This window comes from Paenibacillus dakarensis, assembly GCF_001373415.1.
Classification (GTDB): Bacteria; Bacillota; Bacilli; order Paenibacillales; family Paenibacillaceae; genus Paenibacillus_AQ; species Paenibacillus_AQ dakarensis.
In genome coordinates, this window is sequence record NZ_CDSE01000042.1 from 20,282 (window position 1) to 39,380 (window position 19,099).

Annotated in this window: 14 protein-coding genes, 1 pseudogene and 1 riboswitch; of the genes and pseudogenes, 6 read left to right on the forward strand and 9 right to left on the reverse strand. The window is 47.0% G+C overall.

Annotated elements, in window-relative coordinates; genetic code table 11:
• Positions 1-77: 77 nt before the first annotated feature.
• Positions 78-653 (reverse strand): hypothetical protein, encoded by a 576-nt coding sequence (locus BN1234_RS11950; protein WP_054956891.1) that lies wholly within the window; start codon positions 651-653, stop codon positions 78-80.
• A 234-nt stretch (positions 654-887) separates the two neighbouring features.
• Here BN1234_RS11950 and BN1234_RS11955 point away from each other — a divergent pair, with 234 nt between their 5' ends.
• Complete coding sequence (locus BN1234_RS11955; protein WP_054956892.1) at positions 888-1,277, forward strand: hypothetical protein; 390 nt, start codon at positions 888-890, stop codon at positions 1,275-1,277.
• A gap of 68 nt (positions 1,278-1,345) precedes the next feature.
• Here the strand turns inward: BN1234_RS11955 and BN1234_RS11960 are convergent, their stop codons facing one another.
• Positions 1,346-2,227: a cation diffusion facilitator family transporter gene (locus BN1234_RS11960; protein WP_054956893.1), complete on the reverse strand. Its 882-nt coding sequence runs from the start codon at positions 2,225-2,227 to the stop codon at positions 1,346-1,348.
• 259 nt (positions 2,228-2,486) lie between these two features.
• Between BN1234_RS11960 and BN1234_RS11965 the strand changes: the two genes are divergently transcribed.
• The gene (locus BN1234_RS11965) at positions 2,487-2,672 is read left to right on the forward strand and encodes a hypothetical protein (RefSeq protein ID WP_054956894.1); all 186 of its coding nucleotides are present in this window, start codon (positions 2,487-2,489) and stop codon (positions 2,670-2,672) included.
• Between the two features lie 73 nt (positions 2,673-2,745).
• Here BN1234_RS11965 and BN1234_RS11970 read toward each other — a convergent pair whose 3' ends face one another.
• Together BN1234_RS11970 and BN1234_RS11975 are read right to left on the reverse strand one after the other, a co-directional pair.
• Positions 2,746-4,371, reverse strand: a complete 1,626-nt coding sequence (locus BN1234_RS11970) for an ABC-F family ATP-binding cassette domain-containing protein (protein ID WP_054956895.1) — start codon at positions 4,369-4,371, stop codon at positions 2,746-2,748.
• A gap of 200 nt (positions 4,372-4,571) precedes the next feature.
• Positions 4,572-5,576 (reverse strand): MBL fold metallo-hydrolase, encoded by a 1,005-nt coding sequence (locus tag BN1234_RS11975; RefSeq protein ID WP_054956896.1) that lies wholly within the window; start codon positions 5,574-5,576, stop codon positions 4,572-4,574.
• 415 nt (positions 5,577-5,991) lie between these two features.
• Between BN1234_RS11975 and BN1234_RS11980 the strand changes: the two genes are divergently transcribed.
• The gene (locus tag BN1234_RS11980; protein WP_054956897.1) at positions 5,992-7,125 is read left to right on the forward strand and encodes a virulence factor; all 1,134 of its coding nucleotides are present in this window, start codon (positions 5,992-5,994) and stop codon (positions 7,123-7,125) included.
• A gap of 102 nt (positions 7,126-7,227) precedes the next feature.
• Positions 7,228-7,411, forward strand: a riboswitch (Lysine riboswitch).
• Between the two features lie 110 nt (positions 7,412-7,521).
• Positions 7,522-8,973, forward strand: a complete 1,452-nt coding sequence (locus BN1234_RS11985; protein ID WP_054956898.1) for an amino acid permease — start codon at positions 7,522-7,524, stop codon at positions 8,971-8,973.
• 372 nt (positions 8,974-9,345) lie between these two features.
• Here the strand turns inward: BN1234_RS11985 and BN1234_RS11995 are convergent, their stop codons facing one another.
• From BN1234_RS11995 to xylA, 4 genes and pseudogenes are all read right to left on the reverse strand, one after another.
• Positions 9,346-10,488 carry a transglutaminase domain-containing protein gene (locus tag BN1234_RS11995; protein WP_054956900.1) on the reverse strand — a complete coding sequence of 381 codons (1,143 nt, stop codon included), beginning with the start codon at positions 10,486-10,488 and terminating at the stop codon, positions 9,346-9,348.
• Between the two features lie 138 nt (positions 10,489-10,626).
• A complete protein-coding gene (locus BN1234_RS12000; RefSeq protein ID WP_170308029.1) occupies positions 10,627-12,969 on the reverse strand; it encodes a YcdB/YcdC domain-containing protein in 2,343 nt (780 codons plus the stop codon).
• A gap of 349 nt (positions 12,970-13,318) precedes the next feature.
• Positions 13,319-14,813 (reverse strand): annotated as a pseudogene (xylB, locus tag BN1234_RS12005) (xylulokinase).
• Positions 14,814-14,946: 133 nt separating this feature from the next.
• The gene (gene xylA, locus BN1234_RS12010) at positions 14,947-16,263 is read right to left on the reverse strand and encodes a xylose isomerase (RefSeq protein WP_054956902.1); all 1,317 of its coding nucleotides are present in this window, start codon (positions 16,261-16,263) and stop codon (positions 14,947-14,949) included.
• 229 nt (positions 16,264-16,492) lie between these two features.
• On the opposite strand from xylA, the gene BN1234_RS12015 reads away from it, so the two are divergent.
• Positions 16,493-17,671 carry an ROK family protein gene (locus tag BN1234_RS12015; protein WP_054956903.1) on the forward strand — a complete coding sequence of 393 codons (1,179 nt, stop codon included), beginning with the start codon at positions 16,493-16,495 and terminating at the stop codon, positions 17,669-17,671.
• Between the two features lie 140 nt (positions 17,672-17,811).
• Positions 17,812-18,012, forward strand: coding sequence for a hypothetical protein (locus BN1234_RS12020; protein WP_054956904.1), 201 nt, complete (start codon positions 17,812-17,814; stop codon positions 18,010-18,012).
• A gap of 114 nt (positions 18,013-18,126) precedes the next feature.
• On the opposite strand, the gene trxB is transcribed toward BN1234_RS12020, so the two are convergent.
• On the reverse strand, positions 18,127-19,068 hold the full coding sequence (gene trxB, locus BN1234_RS12025; RefSeq protein ID WP_054956905.1) for a thioredoxin-disulfide reductase: 942 nt from the start codon (positions 19,066-19,068) through the stop codon (positions 18,127-18,129).
• Positions 19,069-19,099 lie beyond the last annotated feature (31 nt).

Genomic DNA, 19,099 nt, shown 5'->3' on the forward strand with positions numbered 1-19,099 from the left:
AAAAGGTTATAATAACAAACGGGGCTATCCAAAAGTCTATTGACTAAGGACAGCCCCGTTTGTTTTTTCAATATTAATTACCACAATGAAGGAATGGAAAGCCAGTCAATTTTAAAGGTAAGCTTCATCCCTTCATTCAGAAAATCAACTTTTTTAACGGTAACGATATCAGGCAGATACTCTCTTAAAGAAACTTCAATCGGATCGAGTTTAAATACAGGCAAAGGTATATTCAAATCCCGGATCTTGGTTGCCTTGTGTTCCAAGAACAAATAGCTTCCATTGGCTGTCATGTGAAATTGCAGTGTGGCACCAAAAGGAATCACTCCCCATTTACCGTTCACATCAGCAGTCATCGTCTGTCCATCCAAATGAAAATCCGCACCCGTAATATCAACACCAACATTATGCTCTCTCATATATTTGATAAGATTTTTTTTACTCATCTGCCCCACTTCGTCTTTGGTTAATACGATTTGCGGCTGCCGTGTATCTATCATGGTTAGGATCTTATCCTTTATATCAATGGAGCGGTACTGCAAATTCAAGCTTTTTGACGGGGAGATGTACCAAATCCCTGCTCCGGCGAGGACCAATATGAATATTAAAAGTCCCAGCAGGACTCTCCCGCCCTTCTTCTTCCGGCGACCCATTTGGCTTCCCTCCTAAGGATAAAAGTATGGCTGCATTTCTTCTGAAATACTGACCCAAAGTATAGCCGATTCGGCTGACCTTGTCACGGATCTGTATCAATCACCATGTTAGCTGAAGTCTGCTTGATTTTCTTTTTTTAAAATATACCTGCCAAATTGGTTCATTTTACCTTTGTGGTGGTTATATCGATAATGTCGCTACATATTTTATCCAATTCAAGGAGGAGATCAACCATGAAAAAAACGATAAGTATTGCCACAATGCTCGGTCTTGCACTAACAATGACAGCGGTAGCAAGCGCAGACCCAAATGAAACTACGAACACAGTACCAGCTACTACTGGCACTCCAGTAGTTGAAGCCGTATCAACACAGACTTCGACACCAGCTACGGATGAACCTGTTATCAAAGCCGAAGACGTTGTTATTATCCCTACCAAGGTCATCCAATTGACAAGTAAGACGTATTTCTACGATATGCCGAACGGTAAAATTATCGGATCTCTCGCTCCTCAGAAGGTTGACACGACAACAACCAGTGCTCTGCAGGAAGTGAACGGAGAATGGGTTGAAATTTATACTTGGCTCGGTAAGGCATGGATCTATGTAGGCAACAGCATTTAAGCGATCATTTTTCATATGACTGCAATAAAAAAGGACCGCAATACTTTCTTGCAGTCCTTTTTGTTGCTTCATTCGCCGCATTCCATTCCCCTCGGCTCTACATGTACATGAACATTTATGATGTTATGATACTTCATCATTCGCTCTTCAATCGTATCACTAATCTGGTGCCCTTCAATAAGACTCAATTGTGGGTCCACCTCTACAACGACATCAACCAGTACATGATTGCCATGGATTCTAGCCTTTAAATCCTTAATTCCTTCTACACCCGGGGTCTTTGCAATCGTCTGTCTCAGATCCAGCAGCCGCTCCTCATCAAATCCATCTGTCAGACTATGCGTCGAATCCCGAAAGATCTCCCAAGCTGTCTTGCATATCAGAATGCCAACAGCCAGTGCAGCTACGGTATCGAGCCAAGGCAGGCCAAATTGGGCACCAACAATTCCGATCACAGCTCCTACACTTACCATGGCGTCTGATAAATTATCTTTTGCAGCTGCCATCAGCGCACGATTATTAATCTGTTTGGCCAGTCTGACATTGTATCTGTATACTCCGTACATCGCAATCGCACATAGTCCCGCTACGCCCGCCGCCCAAAGATCAGGTGTATTCTTGCTCCCTTCAAAAAAGGAACCCACCGCTTCCATCAACACTTGAAGTCCGACGACTGCCATAATAAATGAAGCGATTAAAGCAGCAACCGTTTCTGCCCTGAAGTGTCCGTAAGCATGATCAGAATCTGGCGGTTTCCGAGATATCTTTAATCCAATAAGTACAGCTACAGAAGCAACGATGTCCGTCAGATTGTTAAAACCATCCGCGGTCAGTGCACTGGAAGCAAATATGTAACCACAGATTAATTTGAATGCCGACAGGATCAGATAAGCAAAAATGCTAATCCATGCCCCACGTTCTCCCTTTTTGATGTCTTCATATGCGTTCACCGGGGAATGTCTCTCCTTTACTGCTTCTCCTCTGTCAAGGGGACTTTTTTCAAAACTTCTTTATTATCCTAGCAAAACCATGCGTTGTGGGTCTAGAGAAACGTTGTGAGTCTAAAGAAACCTTGTGAGTTTGGCGAAAAAAAGTTGCATTAGGCAAAAAGCTGGCATCAGGCAAATATATTTATTATTGTTACCCTTGCCGTGCGTTTTAAAAACGAATAAAATGAGGACAACCCATAATCCGAGGAGGAAACCTGTCATGTCGGAAAACAATGATTCACGCAAGGTGAATCTCGCCGATGCGATCCGTCAAAAGCTGGAGCAGAAGAAGCAGCAAAACTCTTCAACGAATCCGGGATCTTTTCAGCCTAACGCCACAAAAAAAATGAAAAGCCAAAACAACAAGAAGCCGAACAACCAACGCCGGCGTACTGGCGGATCGTAAACAAACGCCATTCAAAACGAAAAAAAGCTGCTCTTTCACGAAAAGAGCAGCTTTTTCATATGCAAAGTTTATATTATACCTCTACCGGATACATGCTTTCGCGGAGACCCTTGATCTCTTCGCTCTCCAGATATTCGTCATAACTCATCTGACGATCAATTATGCCATTAGGTGTAATCTCGATAATCCGGTTTGCAATCGTCTGAATGAACTGATGGTCATGCGATGTAAACAGGATGGTTCCATCGAAATCGATCAACCCGTTATTCAGCGCGGTGATGGACTCGAGGTCCAGGTGGTTCGTAGGCTCATCAAAGATAAGCACGTTCGCGCCATTCAGCATCATTTTAGCCAGCATGCAGCGTACCTTCTCACCACCGGACAAGACACTCGCTTTCTTGAGTGCTTCTTCACCGGAGAAGAGCATGCGTCCAAGGAATCCGCGCAGGAATGTTTCATCCTGATCCTTGGAATACTGGCGAAGCCAATCAACCAGATTTAAGTCAACACCGTCGAAGTAAGCAGAGTTGTCTTTCGGGAAATAGGCTTGAGTTGTTGTAACACCCCAGCTGTATTCCCCTGCTTCCGGCTCAGTCTCTCCGGCAATCACTTGGAACAACGTAGTTTTTGGTAGACCGTTCGGTCCAACAAACGCAATCTTGTCGCCTTTGTTTACCACAAAGCTTACGTTATCGAGAACCTTCTCGCCTTCAACTGTCTTCGTAATTCCATCCACCGTCAGAAGCTGCTTACCCGCTTCACGCTCAGGTTTAAAGTTAAGGAACGGATATTTACGGTTCGAAGGGCGAATGTCATCCAGTGTGATTTTATCGAGCTGCTTCTTACGGGAAGTCGCTTGCTTCGATTTCGAGGCATTCGCCGAGAAGCGCTGGATAAAGGCTTGAAGCTCTTTAATCTTCTCTTCTTTCTTCTTGTTCGACTCGCGCTGAAGTTCAAGCGCCAGCTTACTGGACTCGTACCAGAAGTCATAGTTACCGACATACAGCTGGATTTTGCCGAAATCGATATCCGCAATATGCGTACATACCTTGTTCAGGAAGTGACGGTCATGGGATACCACGATTACGGTGCCTTCATAATCCATCAAGAAGTTCTCAAGCCACTGAATGGATTCCAAATCCAGGTGGTTGGTAGGCTCATCGAGCAGAAGGTTGTTCGGACGTCCGAACAAGGCTTGTGCCAAGAGCACGCGAACCTTCTCGTTACCGCTCAGCTCTGACATCTTCTTGTCATGAAGCTCGCGCGGGATACCCAGGCCAATCAAGAGTGCAGCAGCATCCGGTTCTGCGTCCCAGCCGTTCAGCTCTGCGAATTCACCTTCTAGCTCACCCGCACGCATACCGTCCTCTTCAGAGAAATCAGCTTTGGCATAAAGCTCATCCTTCTCCTTCATGATCTTATAAAGACGGGAGTGACCCATAATAACGGTCTCTAGAACTGGATATTCGTCATACTCATAATGGTTCTGCTTGAGCACGGCCATCCGCTCGTTTGGCGTCATATGAACTTCGCCCTGGTTCGGCTCAATCTCTCCAGACAGAATCTTCAGGAAAGTAGATTTACCTGCACCGTTCGCTCCGATCAAGCCATAACAGTTGCCGGGAGTGAACTTTATATTTACATCTTCAAATAGTGCTCGTTTGCCATAGCGGAGCGTAATCCCGCTTGTACTGATCATTAAGCATTACCATCCTTTTTAACAATTGGTTTGTGCACATTATAGCATAAGAACTCCTTTTAACGAAGCTTTGCTGCTTAAAAACGTCCTGATGACTCATTCGTAGCGAAAAAGTCCTGTAACAAAGAAAAAACCTCCTGATAGTCCTCTGTCCATTCGGACAAGTTCCAGAAGGTTTATGGTATATGATCTTGCAACAGTCAACCCTCGACTTTTCTTCGTTCAGGCTGCACTTTAAAAGTCTCCCCGTATTTCAGTACAAGAATTTGCTCCTCGCTAATACCGAGGCGATCGCGCTCCATTTCCATCCGTTCCAGCGCTTCCTGCGCCGTATCATCGGCAAGCCGGAATGTTCCATAATGCATCGGGATCATCGTCTCGGCTTTCACATCGAGAAATGCCTTCAATGCCTCTTCCGGATTCACATGCTGGGAAGTCATGAACCATTCAGGTTCATAAGCTCCTATGGGCATCATGGCAATATGAATATTAAACCGGTCACCGATCTCTTTAAATCCATTGAAGTACCCGCTGTCTCCGGCAAAATACAAATTCGGCGGAAGAACACGCGACTGATCACGAATATCTGAAGTCCCATCCGGTTTATCCTTCTCCTGCAGTTCCGGCTCCAACACAAACCCTCCCCAATGCGAGGTGTTCGTATCAAACGGCGTTCGTCTTGTCCAGTGCTGGGTAGGAACGAAGGAAATTTTAACGCCTCCAATCGTTGTTGACTCCCACCATTTCATCTCAATCACACGCCTAAACCCTTTAGCGATCATTTTACGCTTCAAACCAATTGGGACAACAATGGTTGTGCCTTCCCGGTACAGCCTGCGTATGGATGCAATATGCATATGATCATAGTGAGAGTGTGATATAAGGATGATATCCAGCGGCGGTACCTCGCCAATTGGAATCCCCGGCTCTCCGAAGCGTTTCGAAAAAGCCATTCTCCGTGCCCACACCGGGTCCGTAACGATATTCAGACCCTCATATTGGATGAAAAAGGTCGCATGGCCGACCCAGGTTACGGAGGTCTCGTGTCTGTTTCCGTGTAAATATTCAAGATCAGGCGTCAGATTCGGAATGACGTAAGAATAATCTTTCTTCTTATTCCGCCGTTCATCACGCCACTGTTTAAATTGCTTCAAGGTCTTATCTGTACTAACATTATCAATATTGTTATAGCGGATTTTTGGCAATCTTCCTCCTCCTCCTATTACCTTATATTTACCCGATTTACACATAATGCTTACCCTCATTAAAGTAAATTTCGTTCCGTCAGGTCTCTATACTTCTCAGCATACAGCATCTGAGGAAGGATAGATACCGACACGGCCAGCATAACTACGATGCAAATAATGTAATTAATGGGCATCATAAGCATGGATGATTGGCGATACATTCATTTAGATATTGATATATTTATACAATATATATGGCAAGTGTGACCGTTTATATCTATAACAGGCTGAGCCAGACTTTATCAGTTTTACAATCTCTCCCTCTTTTTATCCAGAAATATGCTGAAAAAAACACCGTAATTGCGAGACAGCGTTTTTTCCTGTCTGGAAAAGAGGTACAATAGGTTAGAATGACAAGGAGGTTGAAAAGAGAATGAAGATAACGTTTATCGAACCTACTCCGAGTCCAAACTCCATGAAGCTTCACCTGGATGAAACACTCGAGCCGGGTATTCGCAAAACATATACAACTGATAATGAACGCTCTGCACCTGGTTGGATCCGGGAGCTGCTTCATATTCCTGGCGTGAAAAGCGTATTTCACACCGCTGATTTCATTGCGCTTGACCGTAAGGGAAATGCAGATTGGCCTTCCATTCTTGGCGAGGTGCAAGAAAAATTCGGTCAGCAGGGACTTAAGACAGGCCTTGAGGATTCGGAGCAAGATGCCTCCGGTTTTGGAGAGGCTGAAGTATTTGTGCAGATGTTCCGGGGAATACCGATGCAGATTCGTGTGAAAGGCGGCGGCCGTGAAGAGCGCATTGCCCTTTCCCCCCGATTTACTCAAGCGGTGACCGAGGTTGCATCAGCTATGCTGATAAAGGAACGTAAACTGAAAGACTATGGCGTACGTTACGGCGAGCTTGCAGATATAGCACGCGAAGTGGAGCAAGAGCTTGAGGCCGCATATCCACAGGAACGATTGGATAAAGTGGTTGCGCAGGCAATCGCTCATGGTATGAAGGATGAAGAATTTGTGGAGCAGCGCCGGAAACTGACAGATGAAGAAATACAGGCGGCCATGCAAAATCCGGACTGGCGTGTACGCTATGCTGCTTTTGAACTGCTCGAGCCGAAGGAAGAGCATATATCCATTCTATCCGGCGCTTTGAAGGATCCGAAAATGCAGATCCGGCGTCTGGCTGTTGTATATCTCGGAGATCTTCGCACACCCCAAGCGATGGAGCTGCTGTATGAGGCCATGCGTGACGATTCGCCCGCCGTACGTCGTACAGCCGGGGATACATTGTCCGATATCGGTGATGCTGCTGCTACACCGGTTATGATGGAGTCACTGAAGGACAGCAGCAAGCTGGTACGCTGGCGTGCAGCACGCTTCCTGTATGAAGTGGGTACAGAGGAAGCTCGTCCTGCGCTTGAAGAGGCAGCTAAGGATCCTGAGTTTGAAGTAAGCCTGCAGGCCAGAATGGCACTGGAGAGAATTGAGTCCGGTGAAGAGGCAGCCGGAACAGTATGGCAGCAAATGGCCAAGAGATCCAAGAAGTAACATGAAATGTTATATTTAACCATTGATTATAGCAAGGAACTTGCCTTATACTTAGACTCTCTTTAATAATAAAATAAATAACTGGATAGCCTCATCATTCCAAGATGAGGTAGAGGTTGCGAATATGATTAGTAAACGTGGCGAGGTGAAGAGAACACCGGTGACTCACGATTGAAAGGCATCTTCGCCGAAGTAGGTATGTGCTCTCTTGTACCGCCTGCTGGGTCCGCTCCTGAAAGGGACGGAACTGTCACGGGAATTTCGCCCGTGTTGTGCTATCTTCATAGGGGTTGATGCGGTATTACCAAATAAGGCCGCAGGGATAACCTGCGGCCTTATTTATGTTATTCGATAAATTTATGTCTCGAGATATCATGAAAGAATGGAGTGTTCAACATGGGACGCAATAAAGCACCTGCAACTTCTCTTAAACCAAGTCTGAAGGCACGTCATATGACAATGATTGCCCTTGGCGGCTCGATCGGAACCGGTCTGTTCCTTGCAAGCGGAAGCGCCATCTCTTCAGCAGGACCCGGCGGAGCTCTGATCGCATATGCAGCCGTAGGCTTGATGGTTTATTTTCTAATGACAAGTCTGGGGGAACTGGCAACCTATCTGCCGGATTCCGGTTCCTTCAGCACCTATGCCACACGCTTTGTTAGTCCTGCGTTTGGCTTTGCCGTGGGCTGGAACTTCTGGTACAACTGGGCGGTAACGATTGCCGCCGAGCTTGCGGCTGCTACTGTAATTATCAAATTCTGGTTTCCGGACAGCCCGTCCTTCCTGTGGAGCCTTTTGTTCCTCGGGATTATGTTTGGTCTGAATTTTCTGTCTACCAAGGGTTACGGGGAATCCGAATACTGGTTTGCGATGATCAAGATTACGACTGTCATCCTGTTCCTGATCGTCGGCGTATCGATGATCTTTGGTATCCTCGGCGGTGAAGCTGTCGGCTTCACGAACTTTAATATGGACGGCGGTTCTGTACATGGTGGATTCTTCGCCCTCGTCGGTGTATTCATGGCTGCCGGCTTCTCGTTTCAAGGCACCGAGCTTATCGGTGTGGCTGCGGGAGAAAGTGAGAATCCGCGCGAAAATGTACCCCGGGCAATTCGTCAGGTATTCTGGCGCATTCTTATATTTTATATCTTTGCTATTCTGGTTATCGGTTTGCTTATTCCTTATACCGATCCAAGTCTGCTGCAGTCGGGCGTGGACAATATCGGCGTCAGCCCATTCACTCTGGTCTTTGAGAAGGCGGGTCTTGCCTTTGCCGCTTCCGTGATGAATGCCGTTATTCTAAGCTCTGTATTGTCAGCGGGTAATTCTGGTATGTATGCATCCACTCGGGTGCTTTATGCAATGGCCAAGCAGGGGATGGCTCCCAAATGGCTCGGCAGGCTTAATAACCGCGGTGTGCCTGTATATGCCCTAATCGTAACTGCTTCTATAGGTATGCTTGCTTTCCTAGCCTCCTTCTTCGGAGACGGTGTGGTCTACATCTGGCTTCTGAATGCATCAGGCATGTGCGGATTTATTAACTGGCTAGCCATTGCCGTCAGCCATTACCGCTTCCGGAAAGCCTACATTGCACAAGGCCATGATCTGAAGGAATTACCGTTTCGTGCTCGCTGGTTCCCGTTCGGTCCTATATTTGCATTCGTACTCTGTCTGATCGCGATTATTGGACAAGGCGGGTTTAGCGGCGAAATCGACTGGTATACGATCATTGCTACCTATTTCAGCATTCCGCTCTTCATAGCCATCTGGTTCGGTTATCGAATCGTGAAGAAAAGCCGGATCGTTCCGCTTCAGGAATGCGATCTCAGCACGCCGAAGCATCTTTAATTCATAGTATATATATTAAAACGGGGCCATCTCTTTCGGGATGGTCTCTTTTTCTTGCTGTTGCTGCTGTTCGGAGACGCTACGGGGACGAATTATTCCTACAATCGCTGCTCTACTCCAATTTCCTGAACTTGTATTAGTCAACGGTAATTAGAGCACAAAGCATATGCTTTCGATGTTAGCTTTCCTTCGGAAAGCTTTTAGGCGAACGCTGACTAAACCATCCCTTTTTAAAAGGGTCGTGCGACAGCCAATTTACAAGAGAATGATTCTTTGTAAACTCAATATACATTTCCCTGCCAATGATATTGACCAAAAAAACAAACATGGCGGTGCCCGGGATAATCTCCCTGACACCGCCATGAGCTGTAATTACCACGATATATGAACTTTTAGGTCATCCGTTTCATCCAGAAGACTGTGATAGTATCGAATCGAGCCCACCCCGGATTTACGCTGAAGATCCTGCAGCACCACAAGCAGGTCTGTTTCCTTCCCGTCAAACCGGAATAGCAGCTCCGACTTTCCTGCTTTACTCGCTGACTTCACCTTTCCCTGTAAATCACCATAGGTTCTTACGATTCCTTTTTTCTCGTAAAGATGATATTCCAGGTCTTTGATCAGCTTCAGGTAAACTTTAGTTTTGCCGGAATCTTCAGATACTAAGGTACTCAGGGTGTTTCGGTATAATGTATTGGCTTTAGGATAGGTTTTGATCCATATATGGTCTTTTTCCATTTGTGCATCTGTCAAAAGATAATACGTATAGGATATCTCACCGTCACGGTTAGGAACCGGATCGTTCCATGTCGTATCCAGGTGATACCACTTCCCATCCAACAGCACGAGATTCCAAGCATGCAGCTGTCCTCCCGGATTTCCCTCTGCATAAGCTGTACCTTCTACGATTTTATTTGGAATCCCTGCTTCCTTCAGCAGCTTATATGTCAGCAAGGAATATCCCTGACACACAGTGCTTCCTGAGCTCAATCCATCATAGGCAGTATATTTCTGAAGTGATGTATCATATTTCAGATTTAGAATAACCCAATCGTTAATGACCTTCACTTTCTCATGATCGTTCATCCCCGGCTTCAGGAGCACTTTCAGAATCTCCTTCACTTTCCGGTTCACATAAGCGGTCTGCTCCGCCGTTTCACGGTAGCTTAGCCGGACCGTGACGTCTGCGGTGCTCGAGGTTCCGCGGTAATCATAGCTATAACTAGCAATGGTATATTGAATATAAGGATCGCTTTCCATCGCTTGATCCAGCGCTTCCTTCAGCTGTGCCTTTAACGACTTGGTCTGGCCCTGATACACAAAACGAACGGTTGACTCCCTGCTATTCATGGCTGCGAGCAGCTTATGCTGAATCTCGCTGACAGATTTTACAACCGCTTTACTGGAATTGGCATAAACATCACTGAGTTCAACCGGTTCAGGAACTGCAGCTACAGTTACCGCTAGAGTCCCGACCAGCAGCAGTTTCAGCCATGCCGACCGGCTCAGTTTCATGGATACACCCGCCCTTCGTCTTCCACACTCGACTGCATGGTTATTGTATCATATTACCCATAGGCCGAACGCTTCAAATTTTAACTTTCTGAAACGAAGCAAAGATATGCGCTGGAAAAGCAGCTGGAGCAACGTTTTCTACCACATATATTCTTTCAAGAATGAATCGCTTTTTCCTGCAAGCTTAGACAAACGCAGGAGTACATCAGCTGCCTCTGCACGGGTAACAATCTGCTGAGGCATATACTTGCCGTCTACAGGCTGGATTAATCCCAGCTTCATCGTAATGATTGCAGCTCCCTTATTTACGATCTTATCCGAATCACTGACACCTGGAACCTGATCGTCTTTCGTAAAAGAAAGCGCCAGCTTCTCATACTTTAATATCCTTGTCAGCATAAATGCCAGTTCATCCCGGGACAATTTGCGCTCTGTACTGAAGGAAGCTTCCGGGTCATAAGGAAGCCAATTCTGTGCAACCAGAGCTTGAATTGCATTATAATATTTATCCTCCGGCTTCAGACTTCCATAAGCCGCTGTATTATATCCCTCCTGCTGTTCTACCGATGGATTCAGGGCTCTGGCAACGTACAAGTACCAATCCCCTGTCGTGATTTCCTGATCAGGAAAGACCTTCTGGTCCGCATCCGGAACAAGTACACGGGACTGAACCATTTTATCGAGTGCAGCCTCTGATTTATGTCCCTTCGTATCCTGTGCCTGGCCAGCTGCTATATTCAAGTATTCCGCCGGCAGCGTATTCCGCCATTTCCCGGTTACCGCATCCAGCGGCAGTGAAATGTCATACCATGAGCCTGCATCCTTTCTTGAAGGAGCATACACTAATTTCGACTGCAGCTCAGGTGAGCCGTCTACCGATATATAGCCGCCATATTGCGCAACCTTCAGCTTCAGCTCTGTATCCTTTAGGAAGGCTGCCTTCGCTTCCTCTTCAGTTACCACCGGCTTGGTGTTTAGCGGCAGTTCTGATATTTTTGCAGCATAATAGCTGCTAAAGCGGTTCAATTGTCCGTCTGTTCCGATCATCAATGAAATATGGTCACCCATAATGGGTATTCCGCCTGCATAGCGGGTAAATGAGAATTGATAGTTCGGATATGATTCACTTTTTCCCGGCTCTGTGATGGATGTTAGCTTCCATTCCTTAGCCGCATCCGGCACTAATTTCGAGACGGTGGTGAAAGCCATCTGCTCAGCCTCTTGTTTCGAAATGTTCTTGGCTCCAGGCTCTTTGTCCTTATCCGGTCCTGACTCATAGCGATAAAAATACTTGTTGTATTCATAAATTTGACCTGTCTTCGCATCAACCTCTACCGCAAGTTCTCTGCCAAAAGGCGTGTTATCATTGTTTCTATACGAGATGCTCCACACACTCGAATCCTTATCATTCCAGCGCTTGCCCAGCCGTTTGCTGCTTACCTTATATTTAGCCGGAATCGTTATATGCGACTCCACCCATTGTACTGCTTCCTCTCCACTTGCCAGCGGCTTCGGTGAAGGTGTAAAGCCTTCTTTGCCAGCCGGGATCTCCACGGGTTTGTATTGATCCGCCTTAGCCGGTTCTCCCATCATGTCGAGCATCTTTCCCGTATTGGCATCAATCGAAAGATTGGATCCGGTTTTCGGGACATATCCCAAGAAATAAGGTCCGGTTGACCGGCCATACTGGGTTGAAGGAATATAGGAAAGTTCTGCTGCGAACGATTTCTCATATATCTTCATTGCCTCAGCCGCAGAAATTTTCGCTGTAGTAGAGATTGCTGCGTTTTGGGTCTGATTCCGATTAAAGGAAAATATTCTTCCTTGGTCATCAATACTTAAACTAATCGTATTCCCATCGAATTGAACTCCGTTTACAGATACGTTGTAATAGAAGTCATAGGTAGGCGGACTAAATAATGCTCCTCCCCCCATGTACATTGGATTTTCATTCAAATCGTTAACATTGATGTTCTTCATGTTCTGTTTGATCCATTCCTGTGCTTTCTTGGAAGCGTCCTCCCGGCTCAGGGATGGCCCATTCCCTTCCCCTAATGCAGTTAGCAGATCGCGCGGAATATGTACGGATACAACTTCACCTGTGACTGCATTTACAGATCCGCTGAAGCCAGAACTGGCATTACCTCTTTGAAAAGAGAACATAACCTCCCAAACCTTTAACCCCTTGCCATAATTGTTCTGTTCCGAGAGCTCCACACTCGATACAGTAGCTTTTCTCAGCAGAGGGAACAACCTCTTGATTGTCTCTTCGGCCTGCTTACCCGAGATTTTGGCACCCGCTGGAATCTCTGAGCTAATATCTTGACTGGCATTCTTCGCCTTGGCTTCTACCTCTGTCTTGTTAACGCTGACTGTCTCATTATTCCCATCCCCCCATACAGGCTGGGCAAGACAAAGCATCGCCGTAACAGCACATACGGCAGACTTCATCTGGACAGATTTTGTAGACTTGTTCTTCAATTCATCCGCTCCCTTCAATAGTTCAGCATTTTTCAAAATACTGACCCGGAACTGTACCATGCTCTTACATGCATTGGTGAGCTAAATCTAAAGAGTGATCTGTGCAGCAAGGCCATAATAACTCTCCTACAGTAGTAACAATCGTAAGCGGTATATGGTTACGCCTTTTTTTCATATTCTTTTCTTAGAGAACACAAAACACCACACAGCATCTCACTCTATTTCTTATGTCTCTAATCTCCGAAAGATGACCTGCCCTGTCCTAAAAATATAAAATAATACACAAAAAACGCTGTCCCTCATCCAAGGAACAGCGTAAATCTTCATTCTTATCTAGCTGCGTATATCGTTAATCGCGGAACTCCATCAATTGACTGCTCAGCTCGCGGGTTGAATGGTATACCTTCTGATACATGGCAAACAGTTTATTGTATCTTTCCACCGTTTCCGGGTTCGGCTTGTATGACTGTGCCGGACGCAAGAATGCAGCCGCGCATTCCTGAAGACTTGGAAACCATCCGCAGCCGTAGGCCGCCAGCATGGCAGCACCCATCGCCGGACCCTGCTCGCTTTCAAGCTTCACAATCTCCGCATTAAATATATCTGCCTGCATCTAGCCAGTCTGCATTCTTTGCACCCCCGCCGATCGAAATCACCGAGTCGATTGTGCTTCCGGAAGCCCGCAGAATATCAATCGATTCACGAAGAGAGAATGTGATTCCTTCAAGTACGGAGCGTGCAAAGTGTGGAAGCTTATGACTTGCATCTATGCCAATAAAGCTGCCGCGAATGTTCGCATCCGGATGCGGCGTCCGCTCCCCGACAATATACGGCGTAAACAGCAAGCCTCCGCTGCCTGCAGGGATGTCACCGATTCCACCCAGCAGCTCACCAAACGAAACGTCAGGTGCAAAGGTTCTTTTAAACCATTCAAGGCTGTAGCCTGCGGCAAGAGTTACCCCCATAATATAATAGGCATCCTTCTCACCATGATTGAAAAAATGCACCTTGCCTTCAAAATCGACGTCCTTGCGCTCTTCATAGGCAAGCACCACTCCGGATGTTCCTACACTGCACATCGTCTGTCCTGCCGCAAGGATCCCGGCTCCGATTGCTCCGCATGCGTTGTCTGCGCCACCGGCAAACACTTTAGTCTCAGATAATAAGCCGGACTGTTCAGCAATTTCAGGAAGAAGCGTTCCGCATAGATCAAACGATTCCACCAGCGAAGGACAGATCGAATGCGGAAGCTCAAAGGCATCAAGTATATCAGGGCTCCAGGCTTTGCCTGTCACATCCAGAAGAAGCGTTCCTGCTGCATCGGAGTAATCCATATCAAGCTTTCCGGTTAACCGGTAACGGACATAATCTTTGGGTAACACGAACACTGCTGCTTGCTGGAAGAGTTCTGGTTCATGCTCCTGAACCCAGAGAATCTTAGGCAGTGTGAATCCTTCGAGGGCACGGTTGCGGGCAATGCGCAGCAGGTCACCGCCGAGTGTCTTCTCGATTCGCCGGCACTGCTCTGTTGTGCGTGTGTCATTCCACAGAATAGCCGGACGGAGCACCTTACCCTCTTCGTTTAACAGTACCAGACCATGCATTTGTCCTGAAAAGCTTAAACCTTCAATTTCAGCCGGCTCGATCGCAGTGTCTTCCATTAACCGTTTCAGAGAAAGCAGTGTCTTCTCTACCCAGTCCTCCGGGCGCTGCTCGCTAAACCCGGGTTTCGGCTGGCTGAGCGGATAAGATTCTGAATGCTCAGCCACCACTTTTCCACTGCGGTCTACCAGAACAGTCTTAACCGCGCTTGTACCCAGATCAACCCCTATTACGTAACTCATCCTGATTCCTCCTCATGGTTGGCCGCAGCGGGTCAGCATTTTGCTGATCCTTTCGGCCTGAAACAGTTTCACCGGCGCCCTTAACGGGTGCCGGTGAAATTCTCATTTATTACGTTTCAGCACCGTATATTGCTTATTCAGCAAGGATGTACTGGTTGAGCAAGCCCTTGAGCATTTCTTGACGTCCTGACTCATTCTTGCGAGGTTTCTCGTTATTCAGCGCATATTCAGCCAAGGAAGCCAAAGTAGCTTTACCGGATACCACATCGGCACCGATTCCCTCAGAGAAGCTGCTGTAACGCTTCGCGATAAAGTCTTCGAAGACGCGATCTTCAATCAGCTTCGCAGCTACTTTAAGACCTTTCGCATAAGTGTCCATACCTGCAATATGTGCCAGGAACAGATCTTCCGGCTCAAAGGAAGGACGACGTACCTTCGCATCAAAGTTCACGCCACCGCGTCCAAGGCCGCCATTCATAAGCACTTCATACAATGTCAAAGTCGCATCATAAATGTTAACCGGGAACTCATCGGTATCCCAGCCGATCAGCATATCCCCTTGGTTCGCATCCAGTGAGCCGAGCATTCCGTTAATGCGGGCTACACGAAGTTCATGCTCGAATGTGTGACCAGCCAAAGTAGCATGGTTTGCTTCAAGGTTCAGCTTGAAGTGCTTGTCGAGACCATATTTTTGCAGGAATGCAATGGTTGTAGCCGCATCAAAATCGTACTGGTGCTTGGTAGGCTCTTTCGGCTTAGGCTCAATCAGGAATTGTGCGTCAAATCCGATTTCCTTCACATAATCAACTGCCATATGGAACAGACGTGCCAGGTTGTCCAGCTCAAGTCCCATGTCCGTGTTCAGCAGCGTCTCGTAACCTTCACGGCCGCCCCAGAATACATAGTTCTCTGCGCCGAGGCGTTTACCTACTTCGAGCCCTTTCTTCACCTGTGCTGCAGCGTGAGCATACACATCCGCATTGCAGGTTGTAGCTGCCCCGTGCATATAACGCGGATTCGTAAACATGTTCGCTGTGTTCCACAGCAGTTTCTTGCCGCTTGATTTCATATTCTCTTCAATCATATCCACGATTGTATCAATGTTGCTGTAGAATTCACGCAGATTGCTTCCTTCTGGAGCAATATCGACGTCATGGAAACAGAAGTAAGGCATGTTCATTTTGTCCATGAACTCAAAGCCTGCTTCTACACGAGCTTTAGCCAGATCCATGCCGGAATAGCTTCCCCAAGGACGAACAGCCGTATCAGCCCCGAATGGATCAGATCCGCCTGCAGTGAGTGTATGCCAGTATGCCATTGCAAACCGGAGATGCTCCTCCATAGTTTTGCCTGCTACGACTTCAGTTGGATTATAAAATTTAAACGCATACGGATTCGTTGATTTACTTCCTTCAAATTCGATCTTATTCACATTGTTAAAATAGGCCATGATATAAATCCTCCCTATTCCTTATGAAGTATAGTTAACGCTTACAACCTTATCCTAGCACATGAAAAATACTTTGTCTATTGGTTAAACAAAGTTATTTATTCCATTCTGTATTCCCCCTGTATAAACCCCTTCTTAGCCGCATGAAGCCTTTTCCTTTGGTTGCAATTTCCGATTTTTCCGCCTAGACTATGAGCATATCTTAATGACTATTGAAGGATGGATTTCCATGACTAATATCACCGGTGACCAAGCACTGGTTAAGAAAATAAATATGTCGATCATACTCAACACCATTATCCGGTTCGCCCCGCTCTCCCGTGCCAAGGTGTCCGAGTTAACCGGGCTCAATAAGGCGACCGTGTCGAATTTGGTACTGGAGCTGTGTGACAATCATCTGGTACAAGAGATCGGTCCCGGCGAATCCAGCGGCGGACGCAAGCCCAGAATGCTGCTGTTTAACGGTAAAGCAGGTTATGCCGTTGGTGTAGAGATCCGTCTCGCGCAGATGATGGCCGTGCTCACAGATCTGGAAGGGAACATCATTGCGGAGAATGAAAGCTCACTGGAGCAGCATGATGTATCGTCTGTACTGAATACGATGATTCTGCTGGTAAAAGATCTGATGGTACTTGCTCCGAGCTCCCATTACGGCATTGTTGGGGTCGGCGTTGGCGTGCCTGGTATGGTGGACAGCGACGGAATTGTTCTGTTTGCGCCTAACCTCGGATGGGAAGGGGTTCCGCTCCGCCAGCTTCTTGAAGATGAGATCGGCGTTCCGGTAACCATTGATAATGAAGCTAATGCGGGCGCTCAGGGAGAGCTCCGCTTCGGAGCCGGCCGTGATACGCAGCATCTGCTGTACATTAGTGCCGGAAGCGGTATCGGCTCAGGCATTATCATCAATGGAGAGCTTTATACCGGAGCACGGGGATATGCCGGTGAAACGGGACATATGAGCATCGAGGCAGATGGTAAAGCCTGCACCTGCGGCAACCGGGGCTGCTGGGAGCTGTATGCTTCTGAGAAAGCTTATGATCTTGCAGGAGCCCGTCTTCCTTCACGCCTGACATCTGAACTGGTAAGTTTGGCCGAGCAAGGCCATGCGGAGAGCATCCTTCATTTTGCTGAAATTGGACGTTTTCTTGGAATCGGTATTACGAATCTGGTCAACAGCTTCAATCCCCAATCTGTAGTGATTGGCGGTCCGTTGTCAGACGCGCGTGATTGGTTACAAAAACCTATGCAAGAGGTTGTCTCCCAGCGAACCCTGCCCTATCACCGGGAACGGATGGAAGTGCGATTTGCTGAACTGGGAAGCCGCTCTACTGTAATCGGTGCAGCTTACTCTGCTACTTCGCATTTCCTTGGACCTGTACGTGTATCAATGCCGGTAAAATTGACGTAATTTTGCCTCATTTTTTCATCGGTACCTAAGGTAAAATGTATACGTTTCCTATATAATGGATTTATATATGTGTGTGATTTATGTCATAGATTGACACAACAATCGCATTCGGAAGATTCAGAATAGGAGAGGAACATTTCATGACTTATGTCGATACATCAAATATTTCGGCTCAGATGTTTGTCACCGTGCTGCTATTTCTCTTAGTAATTGCGCCATTGTTCAGCTTGGCTATTCTTCGTTTCTTTCAGGGGAAGAAAAAAGCAGGCTTTTCGCTCATTGGTGCGGGAGGCGGGGTATACGCTATTTTTCAGACGATCATGATTATCTTTTTTAGATAGCACGGCATAACAAACTATTCTAACAACCATCCATAATGTAAAACCCGAAGCTGCGGCTTCGCCATAACAAAAGGGCCCTCCCCGACCGGGAAGAGCCCTTTTGTGTTTAGCTGGTTACAACACGACTTCGCCGTGTTCCAAACTTTCAATATATTTTTCTGCGTCCATTGCCGCCATGCAGCCGCTGCCAGCAGCTGTAATCGCTTGTCTGTAGCGTGTATCCTGAACGTCGCCGCATGCGAATACACCTTGTATATTTGTCTCTGTCGTTCCCGGAGTAGTCATGATATAACCATTAGGATCCGTCGTGATCTTGCCTCCAAGGAATTCCGTATTCGGATGATGACCGATAGCCACGAATATACCACGGGCTTCAATGATTTCTTCATTTCCCGTTTCGTTATTTCGAACTTTAATTCCCGTAACACCCTGCTCGTCAGCAACGACTTCAAGCGGGGTGCGATTCAGAGCCCATTCAATCTTGTCATTAGCACGTGCACGGTCCTGCATGATCTTCGAGGCACGCAGCTCATTACGGCGGTGAATCAGCGTGACTTTGGAAGCGAAGCGAGTTAAGAAATTAGCTTCTTCCAAGGCAGAATCGCCCCCGCCCACCACAACGATCTCTTTGTTCCGGAAAAAGAATCCGTCGCAAGTAGCGCAGGTGCTGACTCCCCGGCCCACGTTCTCCTCTTCACCGGGAATGCCTAAGTACTTCGCTGTCGCACCTGTCGAAAGAATAACCGTGTCCGTCACAATCTCTCCTAAGCCTTCAACATTCAGCTTAAAAGGACGCTCTCCGAATTCAATGCTGTTAACCCAGCCCATGCGGAAATCAGCACCAAACCGTTCGGCCTGTTTACGCATATTATCCATCAGCTCGGGACCCATAATCCCGTCTACAAATCCCGGAAAGTTCTCAACCTCTGTGGTTGTCGTCAGCTGACCCCCAGGCTGCGGGCCTTCAATAACCAATGGCTTAAGGTTCGCACGTGCCAAATATATCGCTGCGGTAAGGCCAGCGGGTCCGGTACCGATAATAACAGATTTATACATGAAACATACCTCCTTATATCTTACGATGAGT